The following is a 19,192-nucleotide window of genomic DNA, read 5'->3' on the forward strand; positions in this document are numbered from 1 at the left end:
CTAGATGGCATCTTCAGGCAGATTCAGATTTCGCCCTTGCGTCTCAGGCGCGACAAAGGTAGTAAAGAATCCAATGGCGGCCATTGCCGAGAAATAGACTGCAATCGGCCACCAGTGACCGGTATAAGAAAGCATAGCAGCGGCAACAAGCGGTGCGGTGCCGCCGGACAAAATCGAGCCCAGTTCTTTAGCCACCGCCATTTTGGTATAGCGATGATGAACACCGAACATCTCGACACCCCAGGCCGCCTGCACGCCAAAAATACCCAGTGACGCCAGCGCCATACCGACCACGATTACCGGAATCACCAGCATCGGTTCACGGGTATCCAGCAGCGTAAAGGCGGGCCAGGCGTAAAACATCAGCAACAGACAGAAAACGCGATACACGATCCGGCGACCAAAGCGGTCAGAGAGCCAGCCCGCTAAAGGAATGATCAGAAAGCCCAGCAGCGACGCGAGAAACACGGCGGTGGTCGGTACAGACTTATCCACCATCAGCACTTTTGCGACGTAACCCACGATGAAGCCCTGCGCCAGATAGGAAGGACCGTTTTCGCCGATGCGCAGCCCAACCATGGTCCAGAAAGCGCGGGTACGCTGGAAGAAAGGCCGCTGATCGACCACCGACGCTGCCTTCATGCCAGCACGTTCCGCTTCCATCTCCGCTTTTCTGCGCTCAAACACCGGCGTTTCTCGCAAATGACGGCGAATCCACAGCGCAACCAGTGCAATCAGCGCACTGCTGAGGAAAGGAATACGCCAGCCCCACTCCAGCAGGCTCTGCTGATCCATCTGCACCACCAGCAGCCAGACCAGCGAAGCCAGCAGCGTGCCACTGTTGGAACCCAGCGCGATCACAGAAGAGACCAGTCCGCGGCGCTCTGTCGGCGCATATTCGCCCAGCATCACCGTGCCGCCCGATAACTCCGCACCCGCGCCGAACCCCTGCGTAAAGCGCAGCAGAACCAGGCAGGCAGGCGCCCATACGCCAATAGAGGCGTAGCCTGGGATTAAGCCGATAAAGGTTGTGGAAGCACCCATCAGAATAATGGTGGAGATCATGACGACCTTTCGGCCTTTTCGATCGCCGAGCCAGCCAAAAAACAACGCGCCGATGGGCCGGGCAACAAAGCCGACTGACCAGGTCGCGAAGCTGGAGAGCAGCGCCATGGCTGGGGTTGATTCGGGAAAGAAGACGTCGCCAAAGATGATACCGGCAGCCAGGCCATAGAGCGCGAAATCCGCGTACTCCATTGCCGTTCCGAGCCAGCATGAGAAAGTGGCACGCCAGAATTCTTTGCGACCTGAAGGGGTGTCAAACCGCTCATCGGCGGCTGAAGTGGATGACAGTGATGCCTGCTGCTTAACGGAATTGTGTGCCGTCATAACCCTATCCCTGAATGAGTATGCAGATCGATAAACGCCCGTCCATGGGTCGATTCCCTGATGAAAGCGGAATCCCCCGGTGACGAGGTTCAGTGGGCGAACCATGATGAAAGGTTAAAGGATTCCCTGGTGTTGGAATCGTATTCATCGCCCCATTTCGCCGGTGTATTTTTCACCGGTCGCTTAAACTGAGCGAATATAACTTAACAATCGATGGAGCCTACTGTGCATCGGGCACCGTGAGCAATCACTGGGGACTTAGTGTATCTACGCGCGTAGATAAATCAATAGATCCTGACGATATTTGTTAGAAAAACTTCATTATAACATTCCGTCACCACCCATTTTTTGCGCAAATTCAGCGAGTTAACCGCCTTCTTATTGCACAAAAAAAGTCATCAGCGCCTGTAAGTTATCTGATTCACTAATCATTAAGCACGATAAAAGGGGCAACGTTCCCTTCATCATTTTCAGTTATCGCACGCGCAGATTACCTGCAAATGACACTGGCTGTTTATTCTGAAAAATCACCGTAAACACAGGCAATGCGTTACCCTGACCAAAAGGCCGGACAGAGATACGATGAAAATTATTCTGATGCGACACGGTAAACCTGACCACCAGGCGGCGGGTCGCCAGAGTGTGCAGGCACTGGCTGACTGGTGCGAAGCGTACGATCTGTCACAGGTCAGTGACGGACCGCCGCCGCGCAGCATCGAAATTGCCCGTCAGGCTACGTTTATCGTCTGCAGCCCCCTGCCCCGCGCGCAATCCTCACTGAGCCAGCTCGGTCTGGAACCCCATGAGGTTGATGCGCTGTTCAGCGAAGTCGCCGTGCCGCTGGTGAAAACCGGTGAGGTACAATTACCGACCGTGTGCTGGCTGGCCCTGCTGCGGCTTTTGTGGTTTTGCGGTTATGCAGGCGACGCGGAGTCGCTGCAACATGCACGCAGCCGCGCTTCGGCGGCGGCAGAAAAACTGATCGATCATTCACAGCAAGGCACGGTACTGCTGCTGGGCCACGGCATCATGAACAAAATGATTGCGCGTGAGTTACGAAAACGCGGCTGGCAGGCAGAGAAGCATGCCAGCAGCCGTCACTGGAGCACTGCGATCTATCATCGTCCGTTTATCTGACCGAGCGGAAAATAGCCCAGTACCTCACAGCCCGTGCCAACACGCGGCGTGGCAATGACTTTACGCTGTGCCAGATCGATCACACTCAGCGTGCCATCATCCTGATTGGCAATCAGCAGCTGTTGCCTGTCGGGCGTGAAGCAGCCATCCATCGGCATGTTACCCACGCTGATATCCCCCAGCGGATTCAGCAGATCGTCAAACAGTGTCACCCGCGGTTCCTGATCCCCTATTGCCACCAGCTGTTCGCCATCGGCGCTGAAGCGAACCACCTGACAAGGCTGCTGATGACCCGGCAACGTAATGCGCTGACGAATACGGTGGCTCTGCCGATCGATCAGATAGAGCAGCGGCGCGTCAGCGGCACTGGCGACCAGATAAGGGTGTTTCGGTGATGCGGCAATGCCCGCAATCGGGCCAGGAAGCAGGATGGTATCGATCACCCGTCCTTCCGCTTCACAGAGATCCACGACGGTGATGGTCGCATCCTCTTCATTATCGGTGAACAGCTTGCGGCCGCTGGGTGACAGCGTCAGGCGATGCGCATTGTGAGAAGGAATCGGAATAATTTTTTCTACTTTGTCAGTCTGCGGATCGATCACCGCCACGGCGGCACTCTGCTCACAGCAGAGATAGACTTTGCCATCGCGCCCCAGTTGTCCGCTGTGGGGTGCCCGCAGCGGCGACAGATCGATAAAGCCACTGATCTCGCGACGCTGTAAATCAATGACCGCCACTTTATGACCCGGATGCGGGTTATTACCATGAACGCCGTCGCCATAAATAGGGACATAGGCCTTACCCCACGGGGCCAGCATCAGGAGTTCATGCGGCCGCGGTGGAAAAGCGTTCAGTTCCCGCTCGACCGCGAAGGTTTCCGGATTAAGGAACAGGACGCGATTGCCCTGCTTATCGACCGCCAGTAAACCGTAAGCTTCACTCTGCATGCGCACTCCTTTCTCAGTAAGTTCTTCTTAAGCGTAGACAATCCTCTTCAGCCTGTCTGATGCTGCGGATTGATGAGCCGGGCTTACCCCACTCATTAAGTGCAATATTCACGACTGCGATGGCCAGGCCTTATGTCAGCACGATAATAAGGCATGATATTAAGATATTCCTTAATTAAGGGTTTCGTTATATTTAAATAAATGATTAACAGCGACCATATTATTATTTCGATAAGGCGACCGGATTATTTCCGTATTATCCTAAAATCAAAAAAAGACATAGCTAATGTGTAAATAATGTTTTATTAAAAAGGTGCAGTGCAATTAAACAGCCGTGAGGAAACTTCCGCGCGCTAACCCACTGCGTCGCCACCAGGGAAAACCATTCATTCATTCCCGCACTCATCGGAATTGCAGCCAGTATGCAATGCCAGCCGTTCCCGCCCCACGCGGAACGGGCAGAGCCTGTACTATGACGGGAAAATAAAAATAACAGGTGCACCATGACTTCACATCGCCAACGTCCAGCGCATAAAATCTGGCGTAACTGGAAAAGAATATCGTTCAGTAGCCAGATGTTATGGAATAAGAAACAGCAGAGACTCTGTCAGGCACCGGAATATGATCCGGGACAGGAAGATAATGTCGTTTTGGTCTCGCAGCAGAAAGATCTGCCGGAGATTCCAAAAATTGTCTGGATGGTCTGGCATAACGATTACCTGCCCACCTCAATGGCGCTGAACATCAGTAAAATCCGGCGGGATAATCCCGATCACCAGGTGCATCTGATTACACAGCGCACGCTGTCGCAGTGGCTGCCCGAACTCAGCTTTATCTCTTCGGATCTGACGCTGGCCCATAAAAGTGAAATTATCCGGCTTGAGCTGATTCACCGTTATGGCGGCATCGGCATCGACTGCAGCACCCTGCTGTTTGAGAACCTCGCCTGGGTGCATCGCGCGCACGAGGCACGGCCAATGGATCTCATCGGTTACTACCGCGAGCAGTCAACGATGAACCTGCTGGCGCCGGTTACTGAGAGCTGGTTTCTGGCCGCGCCACCGCAAAACCCGTTTATTCGCGAATGGCTGAAACAGCTGGCACCGGTTAAAAACGTTGGTATCCGCAACTATTTCCATGAACTGAAGAAGCGCGATGATTTTCCGCTGATTGTGCAGAATATTGATAATCCATCGCGCCAGCTCCTGTCGCTGGCACAGCAGGTTGCGATGCGTGAATACCGGCGGGCCAATCTCTATCTGCGTAAAGGCGAAGCCAGCGCCTGGTTCTATCAGCGTTTACATGCCGACAGCAGCAGCGCCTTTGCGCAGTCCGTGATGTTTCATCAGCGGCCACAGACGCCACCGCCGATTATCAAATTAACCGGCAACGAGCGACTGCATCTCGACTTCAATCTGCGGCTTGGTTTGTATAACCGCAGCAGCCTGATTGGCGAGATGATGCAGACCACACCGCCTGCGCTGGCATTGCCCTCAGCGGTCAAAGCGCGCGCGTAGCCACTGCGTGAACGTGGTGACCGCGCGGGGTACCTGCGCCGCCCAGGGCCGGACGATCCACAGGCGGGCGGCAAAGGCCTCAACAGGCTGCCACTCCGGCAGCACCTGCCGCAATGTACCGGCTGCCAGCGCCTCACGGGCGCTGAAATCGGGCAGCATCGCAATCCCCAGTCCCTGTAGCGCGGCATCGCGTATCGACTCGCTGTTGTTGGTGGCAAAGCTGCCCTGAATCCGCACCTGCACCTGTTCGCTATCCGTTGCCGTCTCAAACCGCCAGCGCGGTGATTCGATGCCACGTGGGTAGTAAAGACAGTTGTGCTGCTCCAGATCCTGTGGCGACTGCGGTACACCCTGCAGGCTGAGATAGGCGGGTGAGGCCACCAGCAACGTCCGGGTATCGCATAGCGGCAACGCGACATGGGTTTCCGGTAGCGTGTCACTGTGTCGAATCGCCAGATCAAAGCCCTCGCTGCTCAGTGACACGATGCGGTCGGTCACATCCAGCTGCAGACGCACCTGCGGATAGTCACGCAGAAACTCGCCAATGATTGGCACCAGTTGCTGACGGGCAAACGCCACTGGCGCGGTCATCCGCACCAGACCCCGCACAGGTCCGGCGGTATCCCGCACGCTGAAAAAACTCTGCTCGATGCGGGAAAACGGTTCGCGGAGCTCCTCCACCAGCTTCTCGCCTGCTGACGTCAGTCGCACACTGCGCGTAGTGCGCTGTACCAGCAACACACCAGCCATCTCTTCCAGCTCTTTGATTTTCTGACTCATCGCCGCTTTGCTGACGTCGAGCCGCTCTGCCGCGCGGGTAAAACTGCCCTGCTCTGCCAGTACGGTTAGCCAGTGCAGATGATCCCACAGCGCATCCGTTTTCATCTCTTTCATTGTGATTGTTCACTATAGTGAATAATCATTTCAGGCTACGCGCTTTTTCCCGCCGGATAAAGCGGTCACCATAGCGTTATTAATCATGATGAGGAATTCGCTATGCCACTGCTGCAATTTGATGTTATTCAGGGTCGTTCAGAATCCGAACTGCGTACACTGCTGGATGCAGCGCACCGCGCTGTGCTTACGGCCTTTAACGTGCCTGAACGCGATCGCTACCAGATTGTTCAGGAAAACAAGCGCTATCAGATGGTGTTTCAGGATACCGGACTGGGATTTACACGCAGCGATAATCTGGTAATGGTGCGGGTCTATACCAGCCCACGCAGCAGCGAACAGAAACAGCATTTTATGGCGGAGCTGGCACGTGAGCTGCGCGAACATTGTGGTGTGCAGGGCAACGATTTAATGATCAGCTTTATCACCAACGACAAAGGTGACTGGAGTTTTGCCGACGGCGAAGCACAATATCTCACCGGCAAACTCTGAAAAACGTCCTGACCTCTGCTCTGCTGACGGTGCGCGCCAGCCACCGTCACGCCTGATAACCTCCCTTCTGGAATGACAATTAACCAATCTGCTCTCCACCGCACAATTCGGGCCGGATATGTTGCAGCCGGATGACAGCCAATATAGATTGTCGAAAAACCATCCCCCGAAGATGGCTGGTTGCGTGAAGCCTCGCGTAACCCTGAAAAGAGGATTTCCCATTGTCCGAATTGGTGTCCGTCGCCTTGTTTCTGGCCGCTATTGCCATTTATTCCTGTAAAGCCGGGCGTAACAAATTCTGGTTTATTGTTGTTCTGATTCTGCTGGTGCTTTTCGTTGTGCTGAACGCCACCCTTTATGCCAGCAACTATTTTACGGGTGACGGCATCAACGATGCGGTGCTGTATACCCTGACCAATAGCCTGACCGGCGCGGGCGTCAGTAAATATGTGGTGCCAGCGATTGGGCTGATCATCGTACTGTTTCTGCTGTTCTGCCTGCTGTCGTGGATTCTGCGTCGGCGTAAGCGTCCCCATCACATGGGCTGGTCGCTGCTGGCGGCTGTCTGCGCGCTCGGCTCAGTGCAGACCACCCCGGCTTTTCGCCAGGTCGCGACGCTGATTGTGTCGCATACCCAACTGGCGGATTCTGACTTCGACAACTTCTACAGGGTGCCGCGTAATCGCATTGAGCAGCCGCACCTCAACGTGGTTTATATTTATGGTGAAAGCTTAGAGCGCACCTATTTTAACCCCATCGCTTTTCCTGGTTTAGCGCCGGAGCTAAGCCGGCAGAAAGAGCAGAGCATCGACTTCAGCGAAACCGAACAGCTGCCTGGCACCGATTACACTATCGCGGGCATGGTTGCCTCACAGTGTGGCATTCCGCTGTTTGCCCCGTTTGACGGCAATGCGTCGGCGTCACTCTCCAGTTTCTATCCCCAGAACGTCTGTCTGGGCGACATCCTGAAAAACTCCGGCTACCAGAACTGGTTTATTCAGGGCGCCGATCTGCGCTTTGCCGGTAAAGACGTCTTCCTGAAATCGCACGGTTTCGATCCCGAAAACCTGTATGGTTCGCAGGAACTGAAAAGCCGCGTTGCCGATCCCACCTACCGCAATAACTGGGGTTATTACGACGACACCGTGCTGGATGAAGTCTTTGAGAAATATCAGGAACTCTCACAGGCCGGTAAACCCTTTGCGCTGTTTACCCTGACCGTCGACACCCATCATCCTGACGGGTTTATCTCGCGCAGCTGCGATCGCCGGAGTTACAGCATTGAGGGCAAACCAAACCAGTCATTCAGTGCAGTCGCCTGTTCGCAGGAGCATGTTGCGCGTCTGATTTCGCGCATACAGGCATCACCGTGGTTCAAAAATACCGTGATTGTGGTGAGTTCCGATCATCTGGCGATGAACAACACGGCGCATGCGTGGCTGGTTAAACAGCCTCGTCGCAATCTGTTCATGGTGATTCGCGGCGATAAACCGCAGGCGGAGCTGATGGAAGCGAAGCGCAGCACGCTGGATAATGGCGCCACGCTGCTGGATATTCTCGGTGGTGACAATGCGATTGGTCTGGGCCGCAGCAGCCTCTCCTCGATTTCGCTCTCCACCCAGTTCGACGATATGAAAAGTAAGGTGACGAGCTGGAAACCTGACATCATCCAGTTGTGGAACTTCCCGAAGAAGATAGACAACTTCACGGTGGATCAGGCGAAGAATACCTTCAGCTTCTCAGGCACCACCTTTAAATTGCCGATTCTGTTCCGTATCAGTGACAAGCATGTAGAGCCAATGCCGGAAGGAGAATATTCGGCTCCGCTGCGCTATCAGCTGGCCGATTTCACCTCCGCTGATAAATTCCTCTGGGTGGATCGCTGTTTTAAAATGGCGCGGCTCTGGCAGCCTTCGCTGGCCCTCTCCGGCGATCTCTGTGTGGCGATGGGGCAGCTCGGTGGCACGCCGTCGGTGACGCACGTCGATAAAGCGCAGTGGAAAGGCAACGTGAAGTTCCCGGACGGCGCCGTCAGCGATGCGCGTTACCAGCAGAACCTGGCGCAGCTTCGTATTGAAGATAACAATATTCGCTACAGCGCCGACAGCTTCCGGCTCGACGTGCCTGGCGCACCGGAAAGTGTTAAAAGCTTTAGCGGCATCTCACGGCCAGAGATCTGGGGACGCTGGTCTAACGCCAATCTCGCACCAGAAGTGCATATCGACTATGTCGATGCGCTGCCCGCAAAGTTCGATCTGGTGATCACCGCGCGCGCGTATGGCCCCAATGCACACCGCGCCATTCCGGTTCGGGTCGGCGACCAGCAGCAGTTGCTGTCGTTGGGTGAAGAGGTTTCGACGCATACCCTGCATTTTGACAACCCAACGGCCAGCCATCGTCTGGTGATTGCACCACCGGAGCCGCAACTGAGTAACACCGGCAATATCACCGGTCAGGATCCGCGCAAATTAGGCATTGGTATGGTTGAAATTAAAATCGTGCCACAGTCATAACGCCCGTTTTTCTGGTCACGCCTCTGCGGATTACCGCAGAGGCCCATCACCTCAAATCCTGTCTGACTTCACCGGGTCAGCTCCCCGCTCAGGGCCTGTCGCGCAGCGTTTCCAGCTTCTCGCGCTGCTGACCGTCGGCGGTAAAGTTATCCCCGGACAGCCAGCGCTGCATCCCCTTTTTCACCCGTGGCCATTCGCTGTCGATAATCGAGAACCAGCGGGTGTCACGCGAACGCCCTTTATAGACGATGGCCTGACGGAACTCGCCTTCGAAGCGGAAACCAAGCCGTGCCGCCGCTTTTCGTGAAGGGGCATTACAGCTGTCGCACTTCCATTCATAACGGCGATAACCCAGCGTTTCAAACGCGTAGCGCATCAGCAAAAAGTGCGCCTCCGTTGCCATGCGGGTTTGCTTCAGCCGGGGCGAAAAGGCGACATGTCCGACCTCTATCACGCCATGTTCAGGCTGAATGCGCATTAACGACAGGGTGCCCACCGCCTGATCTGTTGCGAGATCGATCACAGCGAAATGCAGCGGGTCGCGGCTGGCCTCCAGTTGCATTGCATAATCCTGAAATGCCTGCCGGTCACTAAACGGCCCCATAAACAGATAAGTCCAGTCACGCTCATCCTCCGCCAGCGACCACGCCTCAAACAGGGCATCGCTATGCCGTGCCACGCTGTAAGGCTCCAGCCGGCACGCCTGGCCAGTGAAAATCTGATGCTGCGGTAATGGACGGGTTTGCCAGTCTGGTAAAGGCTGACCGACCGGCTGACCGTATTGATTCAGATGTTGTGACATATCGCCTCCCGGCTGCAGATGATAGCCGCAGATTGCCACTATCCTGGTGGGTTAAAAAGGTCCACTATCGTGAAGAATGATAGATCCACGAGAAGAGACAATGAAATCGGTGATCCCGCCATTACTGCTGGCTCCCTTACGATCCGCAGCCGGAATGACGCTGCAGCAGCAACTCTATCAGCGGATAAAACAAGGCATTCTGCAAGGCCAGCTGGCTGCCGGCACGGTGTTACCGGCGACACGGCAGCTGGCACATGAGCTGCAGGTTTCGCGGAATACCGTGCTGAACGTCTGGACACAGCTGCAGGCAGAGGGCTATCTGATGAGCGATAGGCAAGGCAGCCGCATCAGCTCACTGGCTTTGCCGGCCCGGCAGGCGGATGACGACACGTTAGCCAGCTGGCCGCTGGCAAAACGGATTGATGCCCTTAACCAAGGCCAGTGGATCGACACCGGCTCATTGCCCCTGCGTCCCGGCATACCTGCCCTGAACCATTTCCCGATGGCGGCATGGCGCCGGGCGCTGAGTCAGGTCATGAGCCACACGCCACCGCATCTGCTCGGCTATGGCGATCCGTTTGGCGAAGCAGAATTGCGTTCCGTGCTGGCGCAACAGTTACGTATCACGCGCGGTGTACGTTGTGATGCCGGACAGATCGTGATTACTGAAGGTGTGCAGCAGGCGCTTGCGCTGTGTGTCGCCCTGCTAAGTAATCCGGGCGATCAGGGCTGGATTGAAGAGCCGGGCTACCGCAATGCCAAAGCGGCTCTGCAGGCCGGGCAGCTTAACCTTGTCCCGATCCCCACCGATGAACAAGGAATGGCGCCCGAGCCGGAGCACTGGAATGCGGCGCCACCTCGCCTGATTTATACGACGCCAACCCATCAGTATCCTACCGGCGTGGTGATGAGCGCGGCCCGGCGTCTGGCGCTGATTGCCGCCGCCCGACAGCACCAAGCCTGGATTATTGAAGATGATTACGATGGCGACTTCCATTACCACGGCGAGCCTGTCATGGCGATGCAGGGCATGACCGAAAATGCGCCGGTTATCTATCTCGGCTCATTCAGCAAGACACTGTTTCCTGCGCTACGTATCGGATTTATGGTGCTGCCCGCGCCGCTGGTCAGCCGCCTGCGACCGGCGCTTCATCAGATCCTGCGTGGTGGTCATCGTCTGGCGCAGCAGGCGCTGACCCGTTTTATTCTCAATGGTGAGTATCGCCGCCATCTGGGCAAAATGCGTCGTCTCTATCGTCAGCGACAGGGATTACTGCGAACCGAACTGCAGCGCGCGGCGGGTCAGGCAATGCCGTTGCTGGGCGGTAACAGCGGGATGCATCTGGTGCTGCCGCTCGATGCGCATCAGGATGACGTCGCCATTGCCCGCAAACTGCTTCAGGCTGGCTACGCACCCACAGCCCTCTCGACCTTCTATCTGACCGAACCGGCGCAGCAGGGTCTGGTTATTGGATACGGTAACTGTAGCGACACACAAATTACGTCAGCGATGCGTCAGCTAAGTCGGTTACTGGGCTGGCCTCATGAACCTGCCCGGTGAGGCGTCAGGCGTCAGGTCATGACAGAAAGTGTGCGGTGGTCGCGGGATTCTGGTGCAGCCCGGAGGTTGATGCAGAGCATTGCTCCTGGCAGAGAGCCCGCGAGGGTGGCAGGCATTGCGGACAGACGTTTCAGCAAAAAAAGCCGGTCTGACTGACCGGCTGATTTTTTAACCGCATAGGTTAACCGCGGAAGAAGATATCGCCTGATTTACCCATGACGATTTTGCCGGTGTCATTGGTAATAAGAATGTAGTTGGCGTTGATATAGGCCCAGTGGGTATTTGCCTGCGGGGCGGGCAGATTACGCTTTTGCCACTCGGTGATGGTGTACGTTTTATCGGTGTACTTCTCTGGCACGATGTCACCGATTTTGTACTCTTTGTAGTCGATGATGATGGTGCTGAGTTCGTAATTAGGGCGTGCGCCGTTGGACGGTGCCGGAGAAGTCGGCGTCGTCGGCGTAATGCCATCATTAGATTGTGAGCTGGTCTGCGGCTGGTTTTGCGCGGCACCGGTGTCTGGCTGAGCGCTGCCCGTATCAGGCGTAGCGGGCTGGGCACCCGGGTTTGCAGGCTGAATCTGCGGTGGTGGCGGAACGCTATCCGTTGCTTCGCCAGCAGCCTGTACAGCGGGGATCAGGCTCAGTGAGCCAACCAGTAATCCCATTGATAAAAGTACACGTTGAGTCCTGCGCATAATGATTTCCACGTTGAATTTTGACAGTCAGGCTAAAATTTATCGCACTTCAGTTCCGGTACGCTAATGCTATGTGTAAGGCAACACAGCGCGATTCACTTTACTGTGCACAGCTCAGGTAACGGATCACTGTTCGACCACTTTATCCTGAGTTGCCAAATCGACCAACAACGCAATGCCTAAATAGTTGCTCCAGTTAAAGCCGTTCTGCAACACCACGATCGCATTGCCGTTACGTTTATCATAGCCGATAAAACTGGCGTAACCGCCGATATACCCCACCTGATAGGTGATCTGCTGACCTTCAATCGTGTCGGTAACCCAGGCGATGTTCTGCGCCTGCGTACCCTGCTGATACCATGCGCGGTTCACCGCCCTAAACGCCCGATCCTGCGCCGTATCATCGGTGGCATCAAGATGTGCGCGCAAATAAGCACTCAGGTCACGCGCATTACTGTAGAGACTGGCCGCCGCCACCATGTTGCCGCGAAAATGCCAGTCGGGCGTCAGCGAGCCGCGGCGGATAAATTTTGGCTGATCGCCTGCATGGCCCAGCGCACGCAGCGGATAGCCTGGCAGCGTTTCCGGGACAAAACTGCTTTGAGTCATCTTTAACGGGGTAAAGATAAGCTGTGATGCCAGCGTCTGAATCTCCTGATGAAAACGGGTGCGTATGATAAAACCGAGCAGCGCATAGCCGAGATTGGAGTAGTGTGGCATGCGTACCGCAGGTGCAGAGAAGTCCGCCAGATAAGTCAGCAGCCTGTCACTGTCGAGATTGCCATAGAAATTCTCGCCAGTGCCAAGATAACGAACGAATTGCAACAGCATCGGCAGGTCCATATCCTGACGCGGCAGGCCTGAGGTGTGGGTTACCAGTTGCAGTAGGGTGATGCGCTGCGCATCAGGACTAAGATGAACCTCTTTCGGTAGCAGGTCGGCCAGCGTATCACTCCAGCGCAGCTTACCCTGTTCAACCAGCTGGATAATCACTTCAGCCGTCACGCCTTTACTCAGCGATCCCAGCGCAAACAGGGTATCGGGCGTGACAGGATAGCGATGCACCTTGTCAGTGACGCCAAACGGGTAATAGCGCGTCGGGCCGCCGTGATGAATAACGGCGATGCTGATGCCGGGAACCTGCTTCTGCTGCATGTAGTGATGCACGATGTCATCGACATTTTCTTTAAAGGTGGCGTGGGTCAAATAAACACGGTCGCCCACCGGCGCGGAGGTTTGCGACAGGGTTCCGCAGCCCGCCAGCAGGAAGATCATGACGGGCATAAATCGCATTATGACTCTGCCGATCCCGTGGCTGCTCTCGGCCAGTGGTGCGAGATATACAGCTAAAGCCTGGCTGCCGGAAAATCCATTTTTCATTTAATAATCATCAGGTTAATTTTATTTACTACGCAGCAGCCTCTCTGTAGCGCAAAAATGTACCACAAAGTGCAGCAGGCTATCGCCTGCATAATGGGGTCAAAATGGTGTTAAACGCGGTTTAACCCCATGCCAGCGCCGGACAGGGTTAGCTGTGTTGAACGCCCACAAGGGTGTACACTGCTGCGGTTTTAAGGCTCAACGCCGCGCTGAAATTTTCACATGCCCGGGAGGCAACCGCATGAAAGAAGGCCCACTGTCCGAGAAAGAGCTGCAATGGCTGGAAGATATGCTGGAAAAATATGGCAGCGAAGCGTCGATTATTGATGTCTCCGAGCTGGATGGTCTGCTGACTGCCGTTCTCTCCGGCCCCACTACCGTTGAACCCAGCCAGTGGCTGGTGGCTCTTTGGGGTGGCGAGAAGCAGATTCCAAAATGGAGCAACGAGCGTGAAATGACGCGCTTTATGTCGCTGTGCTTCCAGCATATGAATGATGTGGCTGACCGCTTATCTGAGTTCCCGGAGCAGTTTGAACCGCTGTTTGGCATCCGCGAGATGGAAGGTCTGGAATTTACCGTGGTGGAAGAGTGGTGCTTCGGCTACATGCGCGGTGTCGCGCTGACCGACTGGTCTGCCCTGCCTGCGGATCTGCAGCCTGCGCTGGACGCTATCGCTCTGCACGGTGTGGAAGAGAACCTCGACAAGATCGACGCCCTGACGCCAGACGAAATGGAAGCCAGCATTGAGGCGATCCGCCCTGCCGCCCTGGCGCTGCACGATCACTGGATCTCTCAGCCGGAAGCGATTCCCGTGCCTCAGAAACCGGTCGCGGCAGAGAAGCTGCCTGGCCGCAACGATCCCTGCCCGTGCGGCAGCGGCAAAAAATATAAACAGTGCTGTCTGCATTGATCATTAAAAGGGCTACGTTAAGTAGCCCTTTATTCAAAAATGCTACTTAGTTTTAGTATATGACGCTCAAAAAACCTTAGCATTCTCCAATCTGAATTTAAGAAAAATTGAATGTTATCTTTTTGCTATTCACGTCAGGTCATTACTATTACAAGCGCTTAGCTTATTTTCCATTCGCTTTATTTTTATATTCAACCAACAACGTATCAAGGATGTAGTATGACAATTTTGAAAAAAATAAAAAATATCAGTAAGGAAAACAGATTAGATCTAATTTTGTTACTTACTTTTATTTTTTCAGCTGTCATAGGCTCATTGGATATCAGTAAGGCGCTCAGAGAAATCACGGGAGCAATCAGCGTGACAGTTATAATCTCATCTGTCATCTTTCTGCCTCATCGGGCGCTTTCCATACTTCGTTTCTTTATATTTCAATATGAAGGCCGCACACTAAAAAAAGTAGCGGGTACATTCTCCATGCTCTCCTGGCTGGCCTTGTTGTTTTCCTATATGGTGCTTTCTCTCGGCTTTCTGGTATTGGGCCGTTATCTATTACTAGCATTTATCTTATTAACTATCGTCGCTAGCATCCTGACTTTTTATGACTTAGAAAAAAGTGGCAACCTTCACGTTCGTAAGATTCGACTAGGGCTGTGGTTTTTGCTACCAATATTTTTCATATTTACAAATGCCCTCGCATCAAGCTATTTTACTCAAATGAGTGCATTGACCATTTCTTCTGTTCCCTATACAGAATTTTGCTGGAAGTTTGTTTTTTCAGTTATGGCTCTGTTGTTGTTACTTCAGCCCATAAGCTATATGATATTTATTACTCAAACCGATAAGACTAAAGGATATCAAACAGCTACTTTACTCGGTTTATTGCTTGCCGCCTCGCTAATAATGGTTGCGATGCCTCAGTGGGGGGGTAATATACTTGCATCTATTCTGGATCATGCAACCAAATTCGAGTGGCGTAATGAAGTTATGTGCGGGAATTTAAAAATAAAAAGTGCTAATCAACGCTATTTCGGATTTAACAGTGATAAGTATACAGTCTATTTCTCTAATGCCGATCATTGGGGATTTTACGAATTAAAATGTATGAAAGACCATGAGAACAACGACTCCTTCAAACTGTTCCCGATAGATATCCAAAGACGCGGTCCTTGGTTTAAGCATTAAGATATTGAGATGGTAGAAATAATTTTTTTCACATCTGCTAAAAAGTTACAACTGACACATCAAAACCCGACATTTACTTAATCCGAAGTCATTTGGTAGCTGCTACAGGGGTGCCGGAGCGGTTGAACGTGTTAGTGAGCCCTTTAATCGCGGGTCCCCTCTTCTCCCATTAAACTGCTCACGACTTGAACAGCTTCACGCTTATCGCTAAGGTAAGCGCGATTTTACCCGTCAGGAATAACCATGATCACCATCGCGCTGATTGACGATCACCTCATCGTCCGCTCCGGCTTTGCCCAGCTGCTGAGCCTGGAATCTGATTTCCAGGTGGTGGCGGAATTTGGTTCCGGCCGTGAGGCGCTGGCGGGTCTGCCCGGCAGGAGCGTGCAGGTCTGCATCTGCGATATCTCAATGCCGGACCTTTCCGGACTGGAGCTGCTGAGCCTGTTGCCCACGGGAATAGCCACTATCATGCTCTCTGTCCATGACAGCCCGGCACTGGTGGAGCAGGCGCTGAATGCCGGTGCGCGTGGCTTTCTTTCCAAACGCTGTCGTCCCGATGAGCTGATCGCGGCGGTGCGCACGGTCTCCACAGGCGGCTGTTATCTGACGCCAGAGATTGCGATCAAGCTGGCCACCGGTCGGCAGGACCCGCTTACCCGACGTGAACGTCAGGTGGCGGAAAAACTCTCACAGGGCATGGCGGTTAAGGAAATTGCCGTTGAGCTGGCGCTGTCACCGAAAACCGTACATGTCCATCGCGCGAATCTGATGGAGAAGCTCGGCGTCAGCAATGATGTGGAGCTGGCGCGCCGCATGTTTGATGGCTGGCAATGAGTCCTTTTGTTTCGCGGCTGATCTCCGTTGTCGCCAGCTTTTTTATCTTTTCGGCGGCCTGGTTCTGCCTGTGGAGTATCAGCCTGCATCTGGTGGAACGCCCGGAACTGGCGGTGCTGCTATTCCCGTTTGGCCTGCGTCTGGGGCTGATGCTGCAATGTCCACGCGCTTACTGGCCGGTGCTGCTGGCAGCTGAGTGGATCATGCTGGTCTGGCTGGCGAAGGTGGTCGCGCTGGCGCATCTGCCGCTGTTAATGGCGGGCAGTGTACTGACGCTGCTGCCAGTGGCGCTGATCTCCCATTACCGCCATCAGCGTGACTGGCGCACGCTGCTGAGCCAGGGTGCGGCACTGATCGCCGCGGCGCTGCTGCAATCTCTGGCGTGGGCGGGACAGCAGGAGATGCTGAACGCCCTGCTACTGACGCTCACCGGTGGTCTGACGCTGGCCCCGACCTGCCTGGTCATCTGGCACTATCTCACCAGCACCCGCTGGCAGCCGCTGGGGCCGTCGCTGGTCTCACACCCGGTCAACTGGCGCGCCCGGCATCTTATCTGGTATCTGCTGCTGTTTGTCATCAGTCTCTGGTTGCAGCTTGGCCTGCCCGCTGAACTGTCGCGCTTTACGCCATTCTGTCTGGCACTGCCGATTATTGCTCTGGCCTGGCACTACGGCTGGCAGGGTGCGCTGATCGCGACGCTGATGAATGCAATCGCGCTGATCGCCAGCCAGACCTGGCACGATCATCCGGTCGATCTTCTCCTCTCACTACTGGCCCAAAGTCTGACCGGACTGCTGCTGGGTGCGGGTATCCAGCGGCTGCGCGAGTTGAATCAGTCGCTGCAGAGCGAGCTGGCGCGCAACCGGCTGCTGGCGGAACGGCTGGTCGAAACAGAAGAGAACGTACGCCAGGAGGTGGCGCGCGAACTGCACGATGATATCGGTCAGACGATTACGGCAATCCGCACCCAGGCGGGCATTGTGCAGCGCCTTGCGCCGGATAATGGCCGGGTGATCCAGAGCGGCGTCCATATTGAGCAGCTCTCACTCGGTGTCTACGATTCAGTGCGGCGACTGCTGGGACGTCTGCGACCCCGCCAGTTAGATGACCTGTCACTTGAACAGGCAGTCCGCTCCCTGATGCGTGAGATGGAGCTGGAGGATTGCGGCATCGTCAGTCACCTTGAGTGGCGTATTGATGAGACGCTGCTGAGCGAAGCGCAGCGCGTCACGCTGTTTCGCGTCTGTCAGGAGGGGCTGAACAACATTGTAAAACACGCCAGCGCCAGCGCCGTGATGCTGAAAGGCTGGCAACAGGATGGTCGCGTTTTGCTGGTGATTGAAGATGATGGCTGCGGTCTGCCGCCAGGTTCCGGTCAGCAAAGCTTTGGTCTGGTCGGGATGCGCGAACGCGTGAGTGCGCTGGGCGGCTCCCTGACGATCTCCTGCACCCATGGAACCCGCGTCAGCGTGCATCTGCCGCTGCGTTCGGCCTGAGGAATCACCGTGTTTAACTTCCTGAAAACGCCCCCTAACGCCGCCCCGCTGCAGGACAAAGGTGAGATTGATAGCCGCTATCGCTACTGGCGACGGCACATCATGTCAACCATCTGGATCGGCTATGCCCTGTTCTACTTTACCCGCAAAAGCTTCAACGCGGCAGCACCTGAAGTGATCGCCAGCGGTGTGATGATGCGAACCGATATCGGCCTGCTGGCGACGCTGTTTTACATCACTTATGGCCTGTCGAAGTTCTTCTCCGGTATCGTCAGTGACCGCTCCAATGCCCGCTATTTTATGGGACTGGGGCTGATCGCTACCGGCGTGGTCAATATCCTGTTTGGCTTCTCCACCTCGCTATGGGCTTTTGCGCTGCTGTGGACCATCAACGCCTTTTTCCAGGGCTGGGGCGCGCCGGTCTGCGCGCGCCTGCTGACCAACTGGTATTCGCGTAACGAGCGCGGCGGCTGGTGGGCATTATGGAACACCGCGCACAACGTTGGCGGTGCGGTTATCCCGATCGTTATCGGCGCGGTGGCATTGCACTATGGCTGGCGAACCGGGATGATGATTGCGGGCAGTTTAGCGATACTCGCCGGACTGTTTCTCTTCTGGCGTCTGCGCGACCGGCCTCAGACTGTCGGCCTGCCCACTGTAGGCGACTGGCGACAGGATGAGATGGAGATGGCGCAGCAGCAGGAAGGCGCAGGTCTGAGTCGCAAAGCGATCCTGACCCGCTACGTGCTTTTCAATCCCTATATCTGGCTGCTGTCATTGTGTTACGTGCTGGTCTATGTGGTTCGCGCCGCGCTCAATGACTGGGGGAATCTTTACATCTCCGACACGCTGGGGGTGGATCTGGTGACGGCCAACTCGGTAGTCACCCTGTTTGAGCTGGGCGGTGTGATAGGCGCGCTGGTCGCGGGATGGGGCTCGGACAAGCTGTTTAATGGCAACCGTGGCCCCATGAACCTGATTTTTGCAGCCGGGATTTTGCTTTCCGTCGGCTCACTGTGGCTGATGCCCTTTACCAGTTACGTGATGCAGGCCGCCTGCTTTTTTACTACCGGTTTCTTTGTCTTCGGCCCGCAGATGCTGATCGGCATGGCGGCTGCCGAGTGTTCGCATAAAGAGGCGGCGGGCGCGGCAACCGGCTTCGTCGGTCTTTTCGCCTATCTCGGCGCGTCACTCTCCGGCTGGCCGCTGGCGTGGGTAATCGACGTCTGGCACTGGAGCGGCTTCTTTGCGGTGATTGCCACGGCGGCGGGGATATCCGCCCTGCTGCTGTTGCCGTTTTTAAATGCTCAGGCGCCGAGATCCCTGCCTGAAGCGTGATACGCCTCTCCTTTTTGCCCAAGGTGGGGCAAAACTAAGAAATTTTCCTGGTTTCGCCTGGATGCTGTCTCAGGCCTGTCTGGCGGCAAGTTTTTAC

The 19,192-nt window shown here is 55.1% G+C and carries 16 protein-coding genes; 10 read left to right on the forward strand and 6 right to left on the reverse strand.

What is annotated here, in order from left to right:
- The gene (locus P2R09_RS17970; RefSeq protein WP_275771720.1) at positions 1-1,389 is read right to left on the reverse strand and encodes an MFS transporter; all 1,389 of its coding nucleotides are present in this window, start codon (positions 1,387-1,389) and stop codon (positions 1-3) included.
- A 582-nt stretch (positions 1,390-1,971) separates the two neighbouring features.
- On the opposite strand from P2R09_RS17970, the gene P2R09_RS17975 reads away from it, so the two are divergent.
- Complete coding sequence (locus P2R09_RS17975) at positions 1,972-2,526, forward strand: histidine phosphatase family protein (protein ID WP_008925521.1); 555 nt, start codon at positions 1,972-1,974, stop codon at positions 2,524-2,526.
- Here the strand turns inward: P2R09_RS17975 and P2R09_RS17980 are convergent.
- Entirely contained in the window at positions 2,508-3,473 is a 966-nt protein-coding gene (locus P2R09_RS17980) for a hypothetical protein (RefSeq protein WP_003850884.1), read from the reverse strand. The two genes, P2R09_RS17975 and P2R09_RS17980, sit on opposite strands and share 19 nt — an antisense overlap.
- Positions 3,474-3,976: 503 nt before the next feature.
- Between P2R09_RS17980 and P2R09_RS17985 the strand changes: the two genes are divergently transcribed.
- On the forward strand, positions 3,977-4,990 hold the full coding sequence (locus tag P2R09_RS17985) for a capsular polysaccharide synthesis protein (RefSeq protein WP_275771723.1): 1,014 nt from the start codon (positions 3,977-3,979) through the stop codon (positions 4,988-4,990).
- Here the strand turns inward: P2R09_RS17985 and P2R09_RS17990 are convergent.
- A complete protein-coding gene (locus tag P2R09_RS17990; protein WP_275771725.1) occupies positions 4,967-5,884 on the reverse strand; it encodes a LysR family transcriptional regulator in 918 nt (305 codons plus the stop codon). The two genes, P2R09_RS17985 and P2R09_RS17990, sit on opposite strands and share 24 nt — an antisense overlap.
- Positions 5,885-5,986: 102 nt before the next feature.
- Between P2R09_RS17990 and P2R09_RS17995 the strand changes: the two genes are divergently transcribed.
- Together P2R09_RS17995 and opgB are read left to right on the forward strand one after the other, a co-directional pair.
- Positions 5,987-6,376: a tautomerase family protein gene (locus tag P2R09_RS17995; RefSeq protein WP_105099532.1), complete on the forward strand. Its 390-nt coding sequence runs from the start codon at positions 5,987-5,989 to the stop codon at positions 6,374-6,376.
- A 221-nt stretch (positions 6,377-6,597) separates the two neighbouring features.
- Positions 6,598-8,889, forward strand: a complete 2,292-nt coding sequence (gene opgB, locus P2R09_RS18000) for a phosphatidylglycerol--membrane-oligosaccharide glycerophosphotransferase (protein WP_008925517.1) — start codon at positions 6,598-6,600, stop codon at positions 8,887-8,889.
- 88 nt (positions 8,890-8,977) lie between these two features.
- Here the strand turns inward: opgB and P2R09_RS18005 are convergent, their stop codons facing one another.
- Positions 8,978-9,691: a GNAT family protein gene (locus P2R09_RS18005; RefSeq protein WP_008925516.1), complete on the reverse strand. Its 714-nt coding sequence runs from the start codon at positions 9,689-9,691 to the stop codon at positions 8,978-8,980.
- Between the two features lie 100 nt (positions 9,692-9,791).
- Here P2R09_RS18005 and P2R09_RS18010 point away from each other — a divergent pair, with 100 nt between their 5' ends.
- Positions 9,792-11,252 (forward strand): PLP-dependent aminotransferase family protein, encoded by a 1,461-nt coding sequence (locus tag P2R09_RS18010; RefSeq protein ID WP_275771730.1) that lies wholly within the window; start codon positions 9,792-9,794, stop codon positions 11,250-11,252.
- A gap of 181 nt (positions 11,253-11,433) precedes the next feature.
- Here P2R09_RS18010 and P2R09_RS18015 read toward each other — a convergent pair whose 3' ends face one another.
- The gene (locus P2R09_RS18015) at positions 11,434-11,949 is read right to left on the reverse strand and encodes an RcnB family protein (RefSeq protein WP_008925514.1); all 516 of its coding nucleotides are present in this window, start codon (positions 11,947-11,949) and stop codon (positions 11,434-11,436) included.
- A gap of 126 nt (positions 11,950-12,075) precedes the next feature.
- Positions 12,076-13,329 carry a serine hydrolase domain-containing protein gene (locus P2R09_RS18020; RefSeq protein WP_033743105.1) on the reverse strand — a complete coding sequence of 418 codons (1,254 nt, stop codon included), beginning with the start codon at positions 13,327-13,329 and terminating at the stop codon, positions 12,076-12,078.
- A gap of 241 nt (positions 13,330-13,570) precedes the next feature.
- On the opposite strand from P2R09_RS18020, the gene P2R09_RS18025 reads away from it, so the two are divergent.
- The 5 genes from P2R09_RS18025 to P2R09_RS18045 all read left to right on the forward strand — a co-directional run bounded on the left by P2R09_RS18025 (position 13,571) and on the right by P2R09_RS18045 (position 19,095).
- Entirely contained in the window at positions 13,571-14,239 is a 669-nt protein-coding gene (locus P2R09_RS18025; protein WP_275771733.1) for a YecA family protein, read from the forward strand.
- A 219-nt stretch (positions 14,240-14,458) separates the two neighbouring features.
- Positions 14,459-15,424 carry a hypothetical protein gene (locus P2R09_RS18030; protein ID WP_275771735.1) on the forward strand — a complete coding sequence of 322 codons (966 nt, stop codon included), beginning with the start codon at positions 14,459-14,461 and terminating at the stop codon, positions 15,422-15,424.
- Between the two features lie 243 nt (positions 15,425-15,667).
- Positions 15,668-16,261: a transcriptional regulator UhpA gene (gene uhpA / locus P2R09_RS18035; RefSeq protein ID WP_110411675.1), complete on the forward strand. Its 594-nt coding sequence runs from the start codon at positions 15,668-15,670 to the stop codon at positions 16,259-16,261.
- Positions 16,258-17,757, forward strand: coding sequence for a signal transduction histidine-protein kinase/phosphatase UhpB (gene uhpB / locus P2R09_RS18040; RefSeq protein WP_110411676.1), 1,500 nt, complete (start codon positions 16,258-16,260; stop codon positions 17,755-17,757). Before uhpA ends, uhpB begins: the two co-directional genes overlap by 4 nt.
- A 9-nt stretch (positions 17,758-17,766) precedes the next feature.
- Positions 17,767-19,095 carry an MFS transporter gene (locus P2R09_RS18045; RefSeq protein WP_275771739.1) on the forward strand — a complete coding sequence of 443 codons (1,329 nt, stop codon included), beginning with the start codon at positions 17,767-17,769 and terminating at the stop codon, positions 19,093-19,095.
- Positions 19,096-19,192: the final 97 nt, after the last annotated feature.

The sequence above is a fragment of the Pantoea sp. Cr_R13 genome (genome assembly GCF_029222565.1).
In the GTDB taxonomy this organism is placed as follows: Bacteria; Pseudomonadota; Gammaproteobacteria; order Enterobacterales; family Enterobacteriaceae; genus Pantoea; species Pantoea eucalypti.